This window comes from Psychrobacter sp. Rd 27.2 (genome assembly GCF_001921755.1).
GTDB lineage: Bacteria > Pseudomonadota > Gammaproteobacteria > Pseudomonadales > Moraxellaceae > Psychrobacter > Psychrobacter celer.
In genome coordinates this window covers 75,470-91,295 of record NZ_MRYB01000005.1, presented here as the reverse complement: position 1 = coordinate 91,295, position 15,826 = coordinate 75,470, and the positions used below count along the sequence as shown (strand labels likewise).

Genomic DNA, 15,826 nt, shown 5'->3' with positions numbered 1-15,826 from the left:
GCCTCTGCTAGTCTCTATGATCCACATTGGATAAGTAAAAACCTAGATAGTCGTCCCATAGCTGCTGGCGCTCAAAATGTGACATCGCCCAGTCTCTTGCCTGCGGATAGCGGGTTTTGAAATGTGCGTCATCGGCAGCATAAGCAATGGCCTCGGCGACAGCAGATATGTCTTTGAGCGCAAACTTTCGACCGCTGACCCCATCGTTTACGCTATCTTTGACACCAACGACATCATAAGCAAACGTTGGAATAGCGCAGCTGGCCGCCTCGATAGCGACGTTTCCAAAGCCCTCACGGTGGCTCAAAAACAAGTGTAAATCAGCGCATTGAAACACCTCATGCACATCCATACTGGTGGGCAGATATACGCCTTTATTGTCTTTGACAATAGTCTCAACGACGCTTTCTCCGAGCGTATCCTCAAAGTCGCCTGCAAAGATAAAATGGATGTTTTTTTCTTTTAGTTTCTGAGCGATGGCACCGATATCCGCAAAGCCTTTATCTGTACATACACGCCCGACCACACAGATGACAAAGACATCTATAGGCAGCTGATATTTTTGTCTCAATGCCTTTTTGTGTTCTAGTGAGACGGGCGTCAGGCACTTGACATCTATGCCGCTAAACGAGCCTTGATCGATGACCCGCGCTTTGCTTTTATTGACGAGACCTTCTTTTAGACATACGCTGCGTAAGGACTTTGAGACAAACAGCACCTCGTGTGATAGCGCAAAGCTCAAGACATCGAAACCCTGAAACACGCGTTTTTTTATTCCGGAAAAATTCTCATAAGGACGGCCGACACTAAACGCAATCCTTCTTTTTTGTCGGGTCATCGCGCTTGCTATGCTACCTAGAAGCATCGCTTTTGGGGTGATATAAATAACCACATCAAAGCGGTGGGTTAGCATATAGGCACTTAATCGAGCAAGCGCCTTACCATCTTTTAACACACTGGGCTGACGCTGAAAATCCAAATCAACCACCTCACCTATATTGCGTGCGCGCAATGTAGCAAGCTGCTCTGGACTGCCGCCGCAGATCAGCGTGATATCGATATCTGCCTGATCTCTGAGGTACTCCAGCTGGTCACGGTACAGCAGATTAAATGACACCGCATCGGTCATCACAAAGCATATTTTTGACGTCATTTGTACACCTCAGCATTTGGTTGTTATGGGCATGATGATTGGATTAAATATCCACTATTAAACCGCCATCAACATCTATCAAACTTCATATACCGCAGATACTATCGACCACAGCTTGATGCTGCGCCCTGAGCGCAGTAGACATTGTGAGCTTGTTTCTTTTATTGGCTATTTTTTGTAGCAGCCCCGCTGAATCCAGCAGCTTGACGGTGCTCACTTTGGCAGCCAGCTTGATTGAGCCAGCCAGCTTCGTGGCGCTTAAACGGCGAGGGTTTTTATAGTCACAATATGTCTGAAAGCTGTCTTTGTATGATCTAATGATTTTTGCTAATGACAAGTTCCCCTCTTCTCTATAGTAATAAAGCAAATCCGGCAATACCGCCAATTTTAGGTCTTGACTGGCGATGGCTCGGCACCACAAATCATAATCTTCAGATCTGGGGTATGCCTCATTGTAGGCATGACGCTGGTACCAGCTTTTTTTTGCGAGTATGGAGGCATGCACGATGGGGTACGCGGCTTCTATTTTTTCAAACCCTGTATATAGGTGCTCCACGTGACGGCAACCATATACCTGATTGTGGTTATCGATAGAGACCACGCCGGTAGACACCAAATCATAATCTGGATTTTTTTCTAAAAAACGCAATTGAGTCGCCAACCTGTCAGGATGCACCAAATCATCAGCATCCATTCGCGCCACGTAGTCATATTGAGCAACAGCGATCAGCTGATTTAGGCGGGCAGGCAGCTTTTTGTTTGCCCCGTCGTAGAGGACTTTTATTCTGTCATCTGACGCAGCAAAGCGCTGAGCAATGGCCAGCGAGCCGTCCGTTGAGCCATCATCTAGCAGTATCAGCTCCCACCGCTCATGTGTCTGTGCCAATATGGATTTGATGGCGTCTGCCAAATATGCCTCAGCATTGTAGATGGGGATGCCGATAGAGACGTACGTTTGGTTTTTCATAACAAAACCTTAAATGTCGGATTAAGAAGATACGGGCTCAAATCACTAAATCGCGAAGTCGTCAATATAAAGTACAGCAAAAACACCACGATGCTCAGCATATAGAGATAAACGTTGTTTATTCGTTTAAAGACCATAGGCACTATCAAAACCAATGCCCACGTAAAATATGTCAATAGCCGCTGTGGCCCTGATGGATTGGTACCCAATATGGCCAAAGGAATGACAAAAACCACGCCTGAAGCATAAAACGTCAGCAGCTTTTGAAAAGCCACATCCTTGATTTTGTATATATAGCGCGCTGCCAGAAGCAAAATCATGAGCGCTACATAAAAACCAATAGTCAAAAACCCACCCGCTTCGGTGGAGGCGCTGGCATAACTCTCATACCTATCATTGGTCGAGGAGATATAAGATACCAACAACCCACTGACCAATAGCGACCCTATAAACGTGGCAAAGACCTTGTATGTCGGCTTTATTCTTAAATTCACAATAAAATAAAACGGGATAATAAATAACGCAGTGACATGAAATAATGAAGCGATAGCGCACCACAACAAATAAGGTATCAGTCTTTTTTCTAACAAATGAGGAATGGCCAAAGTAAATATCGCCATCGCCATTCCTTGACGCAGCCCATTAAAAGAAAATGTATAAACCCCTAAAGTAATAAATAAAAAAACAGAAAACCAATAGTTCACACTATATTTTTTTATTATCTTGAGATAACAATATACAATGACAAAGCTGGTGATTGTCAGCAGCCAAAAATACTGACTGGTAAAATTCAATATCGCATATTCTAATAGCTGATACCCAATCTCAATATCATCGTTAAACTGAAAATACTCTGCATTTATCTGATGGTTAAAGTTTCTAGTATAGTTTGTCGTGTCTGTGCCGACCTGATCACTACGAAACCCTGCAAATACAGTCAAAACAAATAATGGTAGCCAAAAAGAGGTACGATTTAGAGCGTGCTTCTCCAGCACTATCCAAAACGTGACAAAACCAAGCATGAGCAGGTATGGCAGCATTTATCCCTCTTTAGACAATATATATTTCTTTATTATCAATTGGTGTGTATGTATATTTACACCACGACTATTTTTTATAATCCTAAAACATTGACTATAAATATCTGGTTATAAACCACTTATGAAAAACAAGCCTTATCGATTAGAGTGTTCCATTTTTTCATCACTGCTTTTGCGTCATATTGCCTCACTTCTAAACACCCATTATTGGCAAGCGTTTGTGCCAGATCTGTACGGGTCATTAGTTTTTCTAAAGAGCGTGAAAAGTCACTGATATGATGATTTTCAACTAAAATACCGGTTTTGTTATTTTTGAGGATATTTCGCGGGCCTGTCGGGCAATCAAAGGCCACGATAGCCATTCTAGATTGCATGGCTTCTAACAGCACCATCGGAAAGCACTCTGACAACGAGCTCATGGCATATATACGGCTGTCCAGCATTTTGCTGATGATATCGGGACTAGACGGATAAATTGCGGTATTTGCCGCCATATCATGATGCTCGATCAGCGCCTGCAATGACTGTATATATGTATGCTCGCCATCACCATAAATCTCCAGCCGCCAGTCTGGATACTTGCTGGCGATAGCTGACCAGCTAGCAAGCAGGCGCTCAAAACCTTTGATAGCAACGATACGCCCCGCCGTCATGATGACCTTGCGGCGCTTTGTCAGCTCACAAGGAGAGTCATCACTCATAACGACGGGATTAGGTATGACCACTGAATCATGAAGCGAATGTAAATGCGCCTCTTCTTTACTCAAAAAAACATGGGTATCATAAAATTTAGTATAGTATTTTTTTAGCCTGTCTATCGCATTTGTTTTTTGAGAAAAACTAGAGTGATACTCTTTAATACAATGAGTGCCAGCCGCGATTAACGGCAAAAAATAATAATCGTAATTGTAGTTTGTCATCACAATCACATTGGGGTTTATATTTTTTATAGCTGCTCTTAATTTAAAAAAATATCGATAGGCCAGCTTTAGGTTCAATGGCGACAGCAAAGAAATAGATTTATCAAACCCACCGGCTAAATCATGCCGCACCAGACGCAAATCGTAGAAGAAATATGGGCTGCGCCCCTCGTTTTCACTGGTAATCAGATGTACTTCATAGCCGTCCTTTATCCAATGATTGATACGATGTGACAGCACCCTTTCGATGCCGCCGCTTTTATATATTTGATCCGCTATAATACAAATCTTTATCGCATTCATTGGTATCACACCTTGTCATTTGTCATTTGTCATTTGTCATTTGTCTAAACACTATTGATATTAAAGCGCGTGCTCAGTATTTTTCTTAATACTCTGACGCCGCGACTGCCTATCAGTTTTTTTATTCTGTTTTTTCTGAGGCTGCTCACACTGGCCCACGAGTTACTAAAATGATGAATGGTATAAGTATGGTCGCTGGATTTGTCTTGATGATTGAGATAGTCAAAAGGAGATAAAAAGCGCTGCGGCAAAACGGCAATTTCCTCGTCTTGATAATGCAGGACTTGCTCTACGCCATTTTTTGCCAGCCCAATTGCTTCTAATAAGGCGGTCAGCACTTGGACATTGGTGGTGGTGTCTAGCTTTCCGTTACTATCAATAAAATGTCTGGCGTGATAGCTGTCTATAAAGTCAGCGATGAAAGTACTGGCTTTGGGCGCAATCATGGTGCTTGTCGCGGCGTAATGGCCTTCTTCAAAACCAAAGGTTAAGACACCCCGCGCCAGCAAGGGATCAAGGCTTTTACAGACTTCAACATCCGTATCTAAATACACCCCGCCATGCTGGTAGAGCGCCAACAACCGCGCATAGTCGCTAACAAACGCATACTTTTTTGCAGCATAAGCTTCTTTGACATACTGACAGCAATCGATATCGAAGTTATCTTCATTCCATTCGATTATCTGGTAGGTGGGCAGCATCTCTCTCCAGTTGGCGATATAGGCCAACACTGAGTCTGGCTTGGGGGTTTTGCCAAACCAGCAGTAATGAATCACTCTATCGATATGCATCGTCCTAACTCCTTTTAGGCACGCGTCCGTTATGCCTCAATAAACGCGTGGCAGGTGGCTTCCATGGCCGTCTTTAGGGCTTTGTATCGCACTGGGTTGGCAAGGTTGGCGTTTGAGCCTATCTTGCCGTTTGCATGGAAGTTGTTGCTGATTTTGCCCGTCGAGCGCTCGACATCCACACGATTAAACAAATCTGCCAAACCCGCTAATCGGCATGAATCAACAAAACTATCAAAGCCATTGAGATAAATCACCGGCGTACCCAAAGCCAGACAAGGCAACGCACAATGAATACGTGAAGTGATGACCAATTTTGCGCGGGCATATTTGTGCAATAACGTCTCTGCCATGATGAATTTTTGTGCCTCTGAATACGTCTTTGCTGGCAGCTCTTGATGAATGACTTGCGCTTTGTTTAATAGCTCTTTGGTAAATATTTTTTTGAGGTATTGCTGCTTGATGTGCATGTGAAAAACATCACCGCTACGTGTCGATCTTAGCAGGGATTTGATGTCGTAAAAAATGCGCTGTTTGTTGGGAAACCCATATAATGGATCGACGATATAGATATCCTCACCGCGCTCAGCCTCGCAGGCTTGGTAGCTATCTAAAGTCAGGGTCAAGCATCCTGAAAAGTAAGCCTCGATGCCTTTTTCTTGCAATAACTTCACTGTAAAGTGATCACGGCAGCCGATCGGTTGTTTGCTTTTTAAAAACGCAATGCCTTGAGGGCTGAGCATATTGGGCGCCGCTGAGTTGTTTACGTGAAAGGAGATAAGTAAAGGGTTTATGTGTGCGGACGGCACCCAGCTGGTGGTATTGTGCGTAAACCAGCCATTCATAATCAGCTTGGCTTCGCTGTCTGTATAGCGAGCCAGCTTTTCTCGATTGATAAAACAGTCTACTTGCGGCAAAAACTGCTTGGCTGCCAGACTTTGGATATAGTCGCCAATATTAAACGTTCTTTTGTTTTCGGCATACGTCATCAAACCATATTTCATCTCAATAACTCCCTGATTTTTAAATAGCTTTTAAACGTTTTAGGAAAAGTAGCAATGATGGCTCTTTTGCCTTTATCCACCTTAGAGTCTGTTTGTGTGATGGTGGCGTCAAGCGCTACTTTGAGGCTATCTTTTAGTCGTTCGGCACTATGTCGTTCGGTATTGTGTTGCTCGGTATTGTGTCGCTCGGTATTATGATTGTGTTCTGCAAACTGATATAAATTATCAGCGCTCAACAGACTCAGCATAGGTACCCAGTCATAACGCACCCCTTCATTAGCAAAACCCTTAGCCCATAGCGCCTCGATATGCGTGTACACACTGCCATCCACCGCAAAACCGAAATGATTGGGGTTGCGACCAAACAACGTCAGCGCAAAAATGGTTCGATAGCACTTTTCGCACTTATTGCAATTTAGGCCGTTGTTTAATTCGGAATAACAAACGCGAAGGTTGACGTTTTTTTCTAACCGCTCGGCGTTTTGGATGATGGACTCCACTTTATCGAGACGGTGCATGTGGTAGCCATCATGCACCACCTGCGTGCCAGCCCACCGCACATTGTTGTCGATATCAGGCATCGAGCCCCAAAACACTTGAAAACCAATGGTATCTGTGGCAGCGATATAAAGTGAGTGATAGCCTTTTTTGTAAGCCAGCGGTGCCACCGCACAGGTCAACGTCAGTCCATGCTGCACCTTACCCCACCAGCCGCCCCCATAGACCAGCTCTTTGACTCGATACGTATAAAAATCTCGGCAATTCATGGCGATATAGTGCTTGTGGTTTTGCTGCAATATCACCTCATTATTGATATTTTGTTTGGCAGTCGCCCATTGCTTGCTATCGTTCAGCGGGATATCAGCCCCTTGTATCAGTATCAGATCCACGTCATCTTGCTGATGATTAAAGTACGAAGCATATGCATCCACGCCGCCGCTAAACAATAAAGCGTCTTTTTTGCCTTTGTCTCGGTGGTAGGCTGCGGTATTGTCCATTAGCTGATTGACCATAAGACTAGATGAATGGCTTAGAATCTCTGGAAACTCCTTGATAAAGACGGCCTTGATATCTAAAGCCGCTTGGTAAAACTGACGGTCAAGGGTATTTATCGTAATATCAAACCCTGCCAGCCAAGAGATGGGCAATATATTGGCCAATAATGGAATGATCAAAATGCTCTCTGGCACCTCTGCCACACTACAGTCGTATTCAATAAAAAAAGGCGTTTTAAAATACTTTTTTATGTCGTCTGAGACCTCGTACTCATAGGAGATACGAGTCCCAGCGCCTGTCAGATCGATACTATTTACGATAAAATTTGACATCATCATATCCTTATAAAAGTAAGCCCAACTTAAGCATGCCTTGCCATTTCTTTAAACTTGAGATTACGAACCACAAGCTCTTGGTACGTGCCGTAATCAATGATTTTTCCTTGCTCCATAAAATAAATCCGATCACACTGCTCTACTGTCTTTAGACGATGGGCAATCATAATGATGGTTTTTTTGCCACTAAACTCATGAATCGCATCCATGACTATTTTTTCTGTGATACCGTCGAGCGCACTGGTGGCTTCGTCAAACACCAACACTGTCGCTTCGTGATAGAGTGCCCGCGCGATACCGATACGCTGACGCTGGCCGCCTGAGAGCTTGACACCGCGCTCGCCCACTTTGGTATCGATGCCCTCTGGCAGCTGCTCGACCAACTCCATAAGATTGGCCAAAATCAGTGCTCTATAGACTTGATCTGTTCTGATATCGGATATGGGAATACCAAACGCCACGTTTTCTGCGATACTGCCTTCACTCAAAAAGATACTTTGTGGCACAAACCCCAATAAGTCCTGCCAAGCGCGCTTGTTTTTATCGGTGATACGCGTACCATCCACATACAGACAGCCTTGCTGCGGCGTCAGTAGACCAAGCAATATATCGATTAAGGTGGATTTTCCCGAGCCTGACGAGCCGACCAAACCTATCACGCTATTGACAGGAATGCGCATATTGACACCATTGACTGCTGCGGTGTTTTTGCCAGCATAACTAAAGCCAATCTCTGTTAGGGTGATGCTTTTTTTAAGCGACATCGGCGGCGGTACAGGACGTTGACTGATGGTTTTTTGTTGATAAAAGGCGCGTTCCAAATCCTCTTTTACTGCCTCAAAAGCGGCGATATTGCCTTTGATTTGCGAGATGCTAGAGTAAATTTGCTGCAGTGCTGGTAGTAGCTTAAAGGCGGCCAGCGCATAAACAGCCAAAATCGGTAACACTTCACCTAAGTTGCCAGCATGCAGCTTGATCAGCAGTAGCACCAACGATATCATCGCGCCAAAGGCGATAAGCTCGATAAAATAGCGTGGCACTTGGCTGATGGCGATATTGGTGCCTTGCGCATGCGCAAAGACCTTGCCACTGTCTTGAAAGCTTTTGATAAAATCATGACTGCGATCAAGCAATAAGACATCCTTGATACCACCAAAACCCTCATTCATCAGCCGAAAACGCTCAGTCGAAATCCTCGAGAGCCGCTGCCCATTCGCCATCAGTCTTTCGCGCACCAAGCGGTACAACAGCAAATATGCCAGCGAAAAAATGACCAGCCCAAGTACCGCGATTAGCGGGTCATAGATGACGATACTAATAGAGATAAAGACGGCCAACACAATCTTGGCATTCATCTGTACCAGCGGCTGCATGATACCGATGCTGATACGCGCCGCCTCAGTCGATACCTGCTTGGTCAGCTGCGCGCTACTACTGCTAGCATGGAACTGCCAGCTTTGCTGCATATAATAGGTATAGAGCAGATCAGCGATTTCGGTACCGATGCGCGCCCCAAAGATAGACAGCTTCCATATCGTAAACATCGACACCAACGTCGAAAACGTCAGCATGACCAGCACCAGCACGCCGCTATAAAACAAAAAATCCATAGGGCTATCTAGACCCGACATCTGATACAGCTCAGCAAACACCGCGTTTTTTTCTAGAATGCTTATATCACCGACCAGCGCCATGAACGGCGCTATAGAGGCAATCCCTAACAGCTCTGTAAAAGCCATTATGACCACCAGCACTTGTAAGATATAAAATTGCTTTTTCTGCTTGTCTGTCAGCAGAGAAAACAGCTGTTTAATGACGTTAAACATGATGTACTCAACTACAGGTCATTGTAAAAACGCTCTGGTAAAAAACGTTATGTTTGTAAAAATGCCAAGGTAAAAATGCTACGGTAAAAAACACTGCCAACACTGACCGAGCCTAAGACTGCCCAGTTATCAGCCAACCTCGTTTAGCAAGGCATTCTCCTCGGTGGGCATCGCCGTACCGCAGCCTTCTTGGTAACCTTCGACAAAACATCTAAACTGGGTCTTGAGCCACGCCACGTCCTGCTGGGTGGCGCGGTCTATACATTCAGACAAGATATTTTCGATATCTGCCAACGGAAAGCTATGCTCCATGGCTTGCATAATCAGAGGATGAAATGTCGGCTCGATATTATCCTCACCGATGATCAGCTCCTCATAGAGCTTCTCTCCTGGCCGCAAACCTGTAAACACAATCTCAATATCGCCCTTGGGGTTACTGTCATCTTTGAGCTCGCAACCTGTCAGACGAATCATGCGTTTGGCAAGATCAACGATTTTGACCGGTGCACCCATGTCCAGCACAAACACCTCGCCTCCAAACGCCATCGCCCCCGCTTGAATGACCAAACTGGCCGCCTCTGGAATCGTCATAAAATAGCGTGTGATGTCTGGATGGGTGATGGTTATGGGGCCACCTTGTTCGATTTGTTTGGTAAATAGCGGCACGACAGAGCCTGACGATCCCAAAACATTGCCAAAACGCACCATACTAAAGCAGGTATGGCTGCTACTTTGACTTAGCCCTTGGCAAACCAGCTCCGCCAAGCGTTTGGATGCGCCCATGATGTTAGTCGGTCGTACCGCTTTGTCGGTCGAGATCAGGACAAATGTATCGACGCCCGCTTGTATCGCAGCACGGGCACAGTGGTAGGTGCCTTTGGTGTTATTAATCATGCCTTCAAACGGATTGGACTCCACGATAGGCACATGCTTATAAGCGGCAGCGTGATAAATGGTATTTATATGGTTATTTTTGAATATATCGGTTAATTTTTTTTCGTTACTGACGCTTCCGATCACACTTACAATCGTAATCTGCGCCGTCTCAGCCCCGACTATCTCTAAAGCTCTAAGCTCTTGATCGATGGTATATAGCGCATATTCAGATTGCTCGTATAGCACCAAGCAGTTGGGTTTGCTTTTGATGATTTGACGGCATAATTCACTGCCAATCGAGCCACCCGCTCCAGTGACTAGGACGTTTTTGCCAGAGATGTTTTTTTGTAGCAGCTCTGCGACCGGCTCGACCGTTTCTCGCTCCAGCACGTCCAATATATCTACAGGCCGTATATGACTGACCGTCACGACTTCATCAGCCAGCTCGCGCAGACTAGGCAAGTCTTTGATTTTGACAGAGATACCTGAGAGGCTGTCCATGATTTGTTTTTTTCGTGTACGGCTCGTAGACGGCATGGCCAAAATCACCTGCGCTACCTTCAGGGTCTCAATTAGCCATGGCAGCGCATGCGCCGCGTAGATTTGTTTGCCATGTAGGTACGCCCCTATCAGCTGAGGATCGTCATCGATATATGCCACCACATTGTATTGACGGGAGTCTCTTAGGCTGGCTAATAGCTCGCGGCCGGCCTCTCCTGCCCCATAGATGATTACATTGTCACAACAGCCGTCTGGATGTCGGGTTTTCTTGGTGCTTTGCACACGCTTTAATAAGGTACGTATCAGCAGCCTACTATTCCATAACCAAATAAACATCAAAAATAAAAAGATGATAGGCACAGAGCGTGGTATCGCCACTGCTGGGCTAAGATAAATAATGAGCTGATAGACGATAATTAATAATAAAAACAGCTGTAATACGCGGCTCATGAGCGCATCAAAAAACCCTCTAGACGCCCCTCTATAAAAACCAATAAGATACAAACTAGCGACAGGGATAAAGGCATAAAAGAGCTGAGCGGCAATACCGATATGCAAATCTATATATCCATAACGTAACGATAATGCGAGCAGCAAGCAAACATTGGATACCGCAAAGTCGATACCAAATAACAGACTACATTTGGCTGGGCGCGGTAGCGACAACAAATACAGAGCCGCACGTTTTGATCGTCGATCAAAACCATTAGACGCTTGATAAGCATTGTTAGACTCTGTCTTTATAAACATAAGATCCACCTACTTCCGCTGTATTATGTGTCCATGTTATGTGCCTAGCATGATGATAAAACGTCGTTATTATCATGAATGATCGTAAAGAGTACGTCAGCGATTATCCCCATAGGCATAATGGTAGTGATAGCTATATTTATCCATCAAACCTTGCTGCACATCGTTTAATACAATACCGTCTACTTTTATATTGGCTTTGTTCATCTGCTTGATGGCATAGACCAACTGCCCCTCGACGGATTGGTTGAACTTTGTGACGATCAGCACCTTATCTGCCTGCTGCGCTAGTACCATGGCGTCTGAGGCGGCGAGTATCGGCGGCGAATCAATGACAATATAGTCGTACCGCGTCTTTAGCGCCGCCAACAGCTGGCGAAACGACTCGCCTATCAGCAGTGAGGTAGGATTGGCCGATTGTCGTCCACGCGGTATAAAGTCGATCTGTGCCATACCAGTGGGGTGAATGATGCTCTCAATGGTCAAAACAGACGCCGCCTTGTCTATTTGTACGCTTGTCGGCTGCTCGTCATTTACAAATACGGTTTCTTTATCTTGTAATAAATAGTCAGCAAGCCCATCCTCTGCACTCTTATTAAACATCTGATGCAGCTCCCCTAAGCGCATGTCGCCATCGATGATTAAGACTTTTTTGTCCAGCTGTGCAAATACTTCAGATAAGTTCGCTGTAATAAACGACTTACCAACACCTGGGCTCTCGCCTGTGATCAGTATGACCTGTGCTGGCTGTTCGGTGATGGTGCCTGTCGGCATTCCAAAGATCAAATTGGTCCTTAAGCTTTTGATTGCCTCATAGCTCAAGCTACTGTGATCGACATGGGCGAGCATACGCGCGTGCGCTTTTTTCTTTTTGCTCAATCTGGATAACAAAGGCGAGCGTGGAATGGTTGCAATGACAGGGATGCCCGTGCTGGCTTCTAGGTGCTCTGGGTCTTTGACCACGTTCCTCATCAGGTTTTTGAGTAGCACCATGATGACCCCGAGCATCGTGCCGACCAAGGCGGCAAGCATCATGATCTGTAGCTTGTTTGGAGCAATGGCATTAAAGGTGCTGGTCGGTGAGTCAATGATACGGGCATAGCCAATTTGACCGGCTTTGACGATTTTGAGCTGCTCATAGTTTTTGAGTAGGGTCAGATAGATTTCTCGGTTGATGGCCGTGTCTTCTGATAGCTTTAAAAACTCTCGCTGTATCTCAGGCAAGCCTGCAACGGTATTGCCTATCTCTCGCGTTCGATTGTTGAGCACCTTGAGCTGTTGATTGATTTGGACGACCAAGGGATGCTGCTCGGTATAATAAGTGGTCAGATCTGCTTTTTTGAGATTAAGCTCATTGAGCTGCTCATCGATGCGGGATTTTTCGTTTAATAACAGCTCCGCTTCTTTGCCCACGTCGATGGTGCCGTATTTTTTACGAAAATCATTAAAGCGCGCCTCGGCAGCCTCTAGCTTTTCTTTTAGTAGCGGTATTTGCGTTTCCATAAAGGCTAAGGTTTTGGTAGTCTCTTCAGAGCCGCGAGATTGGTTTTGTGCCACATAAGATTGGACAATTTGATTGAGTATGGTGGTGACCTGCTCTTGGTTACCGCCCACCATCGACAGCTGGAGGATGCCTGTCTTTTGGCCTTTTTCTTCGACCGACAGCGCGCTATTGATGGCATCTGTTGTCGTCTTTAGCGTTTGCTTACGAATCTGAACGGGGTAAGCTGTGGCAGGCAAATCTGTGACCAAAATAGCTATCAGCCCCTCTACGCCTTGGAACTGATGCGCCTGACCGATCTGACCCTGAAACTTGTCCACGCCATTACTTAGCACAAACCCTGTCTCCGATCGTGTCAAGGTAAAGGCTTGGTTCAGATAAGCAGGCGCTACCTGAAACTGACTGACTTTGACGGCGCCGCTTTCGGTATCGAGCGACACCTCATCAGGAGTATTTACCTGAGTGGCGATACCGTCGCTTTTTAGTTTGTCGAGATGGCCGATATTTGGGTCCGTAAGCCTTATGCGCAAATGCAGAAATTCAACCACTGGCTCCAATATCATCCGCGAGCGAATCAGTTCCGCCTCGGTTTCCGCCTTACTGACTTCCGTCCCGACGAGCTCTGAGATGCTCTCGCCCAGCGCCTCAACTCCTTGGGTATTTTCTTCGATTTGTATCAGCGCATCTGATTTAAAAGTCGGATTGACATAGCGGCTATATAACAGACCAAGTAAAAGCCCAAGCACTGCTATCACCGCAATGATTCGCCAGCCGCGCAGCAATACCAAAGCCAGCGCCATTAAGTCGATGTCGTCGTTGTCTTTTTTGCCTGTAGGCATCGATAGGTCTTTTGAATCTATATTATTCATAACCATTTACTCATCGCTTAATGTTAGTTGGCTCGCGTGTTCTTATTTAAAATATGATAATCAAAATAAGGACACACCCTAATAGCACTCGCTCATCCTTAACGCTTTGATCGCTGTTACTTCCTGCATTTTCTTGTGCCACTGTTTGAGCCCATCGGCGATATCTTGCCGGCTTTTCTCAAACGCTCTATCGTCCTGCTGATAAGGGTCAATGATGTCTTTATCCAGCCAATGACCGACCCGAAATGTCTTACCGCGGCAATGCGGCCAGCGACTCTCGAGCCACTTGGTTTGGCCAGTCGACATGGTAAAAATCAAATCCGCTTGACTAACCAGCGCGGTGTTGATCTGTTTGGCAACATGAGCGCCGATGTCTATCTGATACGTCGCCATCAATGACACCGCTTTTGGGTCTGCGCCTTGATCGACCAACGCTGATAGCCCAGCAGAGTCGATATACTTTTTAGGGTAGTATTCTGTCAAGATGGCAGCGGCCATCGGACTACGGCAGATATTGCCCACACAAACCACCAGCAAGTTGTCAAACGCTTCCATGACCGACTCCTATATCCCTGAGATTACATTGATGGCCGATGTCGATGGCAAGATGGCACTGATGACACGATTCCAGCGTGCTAGCCCCGTTGGGTCGACATATAAAATATCGTTGGCTTGCATCTCAAAACGACTTGCTAGTGCAAAGCTTGTGATGCTCTGCATATCGACATAATAGATGTTGGTAAATTTACTTTGTGGATTGTCACGTACGATATAGACCTTCGCGGCATTGGCTGTGTTTGGGTTTAGGCCATTTGACTCCCCCAATACATGCGCCAAGCTCAACCCTTGCTCTGGAATGGCGACGGGCTCGAGTTTGCCAAACTCTCCTAACACATAGACCTTGTTGCGGCTTTGGCTGTTGACATGAATCGCGTCACCATCTTTTAGATAGATCTGATTGGCAGATAGCCCCATCTGGTTTAAGGTGCGCATTCCTAGCGGATAGCTTTTGCCTTGCCGATGTAAAATGATGTGATTTGCATCGCCCGTCTCGGACACACCGCCTGCCATAGAGATACCGCCATATAATGAGATGGGCACATCAGCAATCGCAAATTCACCAGATTGCTTGACCGCGCCATCGACAAAAAACTTACTGCCTCGGTAATTGATGATTTTGACCTGCGGATCTGAGTATTTTAGATAACGCTGTAGCTGGCGCTGTAGCGTCGCGGTAAACTGCGGCACACTCAGCCCCGCCGCTTTGATCCTTCCGATTAGTGGAAACTGGATAAACCCTTGTTGATCGACCGTAAGGCTTTCGGTAGAGGCATTAATATCTGGGTAATTGGTGAGTATGATGCTCAGGATATCGCCCTTGGCGATGCCATAGCTGGTAGCGCCAGACGTTTTTAATAAATGATACAAATCTGCGCTGGGCGCGAGGGGCTGTTTTGTAGGTAAATTGGCCAGACTCAGTGGTTGGATGTAAAACGGTAAACCGTTTTCTGCGACGAATGCGCCAGACTCAGGCAGTTTTCCAGACTGAAGTCCTGAATTTATCGTACAACCAGCAAACGATGCCATTAGTAATAAACCAGCCATGCTGCGTGTTATCACGCGCCTATGTACATAAGAGAAATATTTATAAACCATAACAGTTACTCATATTTATATTGGTGAATCAAACCATCGCATGCTGCCATTACTAATATATTCATAAAAAAGAATGTATTTATTGAATATACACTTAAAATATACGTAACGCAATATTTAAAAACACTCATATAAAAGTATTTATTAGCCCTTATTTATGTCATTAAACCCTTATACTTAAAGGCTTGAAGCAGTTTTTACCCTTATCGCATTCTGACTATAAAGAATTAAAAATATATTTTTCTTTATAGCACCACCATTCTTCGTTTGTTATATATACTTCTATAGACATGGCAAATTCATATTTAGTTTAATAAAACCAAAGGTCCAATATGAATTTT

At 45.3% G+C, this 15,826-nt stretch carries 12 protein-coding genes; all 12 read right to left on the bottom strand.

Annotated elements, in window-relative coordinates:
• Window positions 1-7 precede the first annotated feature (7 nt).
• The 12 genes from BTV99_RS06135 to BTV99_RS06080 all read right to left on the bottom strand — a co-directional run bounded on the left by BTV99_RS06135 (window position 8) and on the right by BTV99_RS06080 (window position 15,434).
• Window positions 8-1,153, bottom strand: coding sequence for a glycosyltransferase (locus tag BTV99_RS06135; RefSeq protein WP_075101497.1), 1,146 nt, complete (start codon window positions 1,151-1,153; stop codon window positions 8-10).
• A gap of 85 nt (window positions 1,154-1,238) precedes the next feature.
• Window positions 1,239-2,120, bottom strand: coding sequence for a glycosyltransferase family A protein (locus BTV99_RS06130; protein ID WP_075101496.1), 882 nt, complete (start codon window positions 2,118-2,120; stop codon window positions 1,239-1,241).
• Complete coding sequence (locus BTV99_RS06125) at window positions 2,117-3,160, bottom strand: EpsG family protein (RefSeq protein WP_075101495.1); 1,044 nt, start codon at window positions 3,158-3,160, stop codon at window positions 2,117-2,119. Before BTV99_RS06125 ends, BTV99_RS06130 begins: the two co-directional genes overlap by 4 nt.
• A gap of 119 nt (window positions 3,161-3,279) precedes the next feature.
• Window positions 3,280-4,383 carry a glycosyltransferase gene (locus BTV99_RS06120; RefSeq protein WP_075101494.1) on the bottom strand — a complete coding sequence of 368 codons (1,104 nt, stop codon included), beginning with the start codon at window positions 4,381-4,383 and terminating at the stop codon, window positions 3,280-3,282.
• A 44-nt stretch (window positions 4,384-4,427) separates the two neighbouring features.
• On the bottom strand, window positions 4,428-5,174 hold the full coding sequence (locus BTV99_RS06115) for a glycosyltransferase family 32 protein (RefSeq protein WP_075101493.1): 747 nt from the start codon (window positions 5,172-5,174) through the stop codon (window positions 4,428-4,430).
• A gap of 29 nt (window positions 5,175-5,203) precedes the next feature.
• Window positions 5,204-6,175, bottom strand: coding sequence for a polysaccharide pyruvyl transferase family protein (locus tag BTV99_RS06110; RefSeq protein WP_075101492.1), 972 nt, complete (start codon window positions 6,173-6,175; stop codon window positions 5,204-5,206).
• Window positions 6,172-7,503 (bottom strand): hypothetical protein, encoded by a 1,332-nt coding sequence (locus tag BTV99_RS06105; RefSeq protein ID WP_075101491.1) that lies wholly within the window; start codon window positions 7,501-7,503, stop codon window positions 6,172-6,174. Before BTV99_RS06105 ends, BTV99_RS06110 begins: the two co-directional genes overlap by 4 nt.
• Before the next feature lie 29 nt (window positions 7,504-7,532).
• Window positions 7,533-9,332 carry an ABC transporter ATP-binding protein gene (locus tag BTV99_RS06100; protein ID WP_075101490.1) on the bottom strand — a complete coding sequence of 600 codons (1,800 nt, stop codon included), beginning with the start codon at window positions 9,330-9,332 and terminating at the stop codon, window positions 7,533-7,535.
• Window positions 9,333-9,461: 129 nt separating this feature from the next.
• Window positions 9,462-11,459 carry a nucleoside-diphosphate sugar epimerase/dehydratase gene (locus tag BTV99_RS06095; RefSeq protein ID WP_083608549.1) on the bottom strand — a complete coding sequence of 666 codons (1,998 nt, stop codon included), beginning with the start codon at window positions 11,457-11,459 and terminating at the stop codon, window positions 9,462-9,464.
• Between the two features lie 96 nt (window positions 11,460-11,555).
• On the bottom strand, window positions 11,556-13,829 hold the full coding sequence (locus tag BTV99_RS06090; protein WP_075101489.1) for a GNVR domain-containing protein: 2,274 nt from the start codon (window positions 13,827-13,829) through the stop codon (window positions 11,556-11,558).
• Window positions 13,830-13,907: 78 nt separating this feature from the next.
• Complete coding sequence (locus BTV99_RS06085; RefSeq protein WP_075101488.1) at window positions 13,908-14,384, bottom strand: low molecular weight protein-tyrosine-phosphatase; 477 nt, start codon at window positions 14,382-14,384, stop codon at window positions 13,908-13,910.
• 9 nt (window positions 14,385-14,393) lie between these two features.
• Window positions 14,394-15,434, bottom strand: coding sequence for a polysaccharide biosynthesis/export family protein (locus BTV99_RS06080; protein ID WP_075101487.1), 1,041 nt, complete (start codon window positions 15,432-15,434; stop codon window positions 14,394-14,396).
• Window positions 15,435-15,826: the final 392 nt, after the last annotated feature.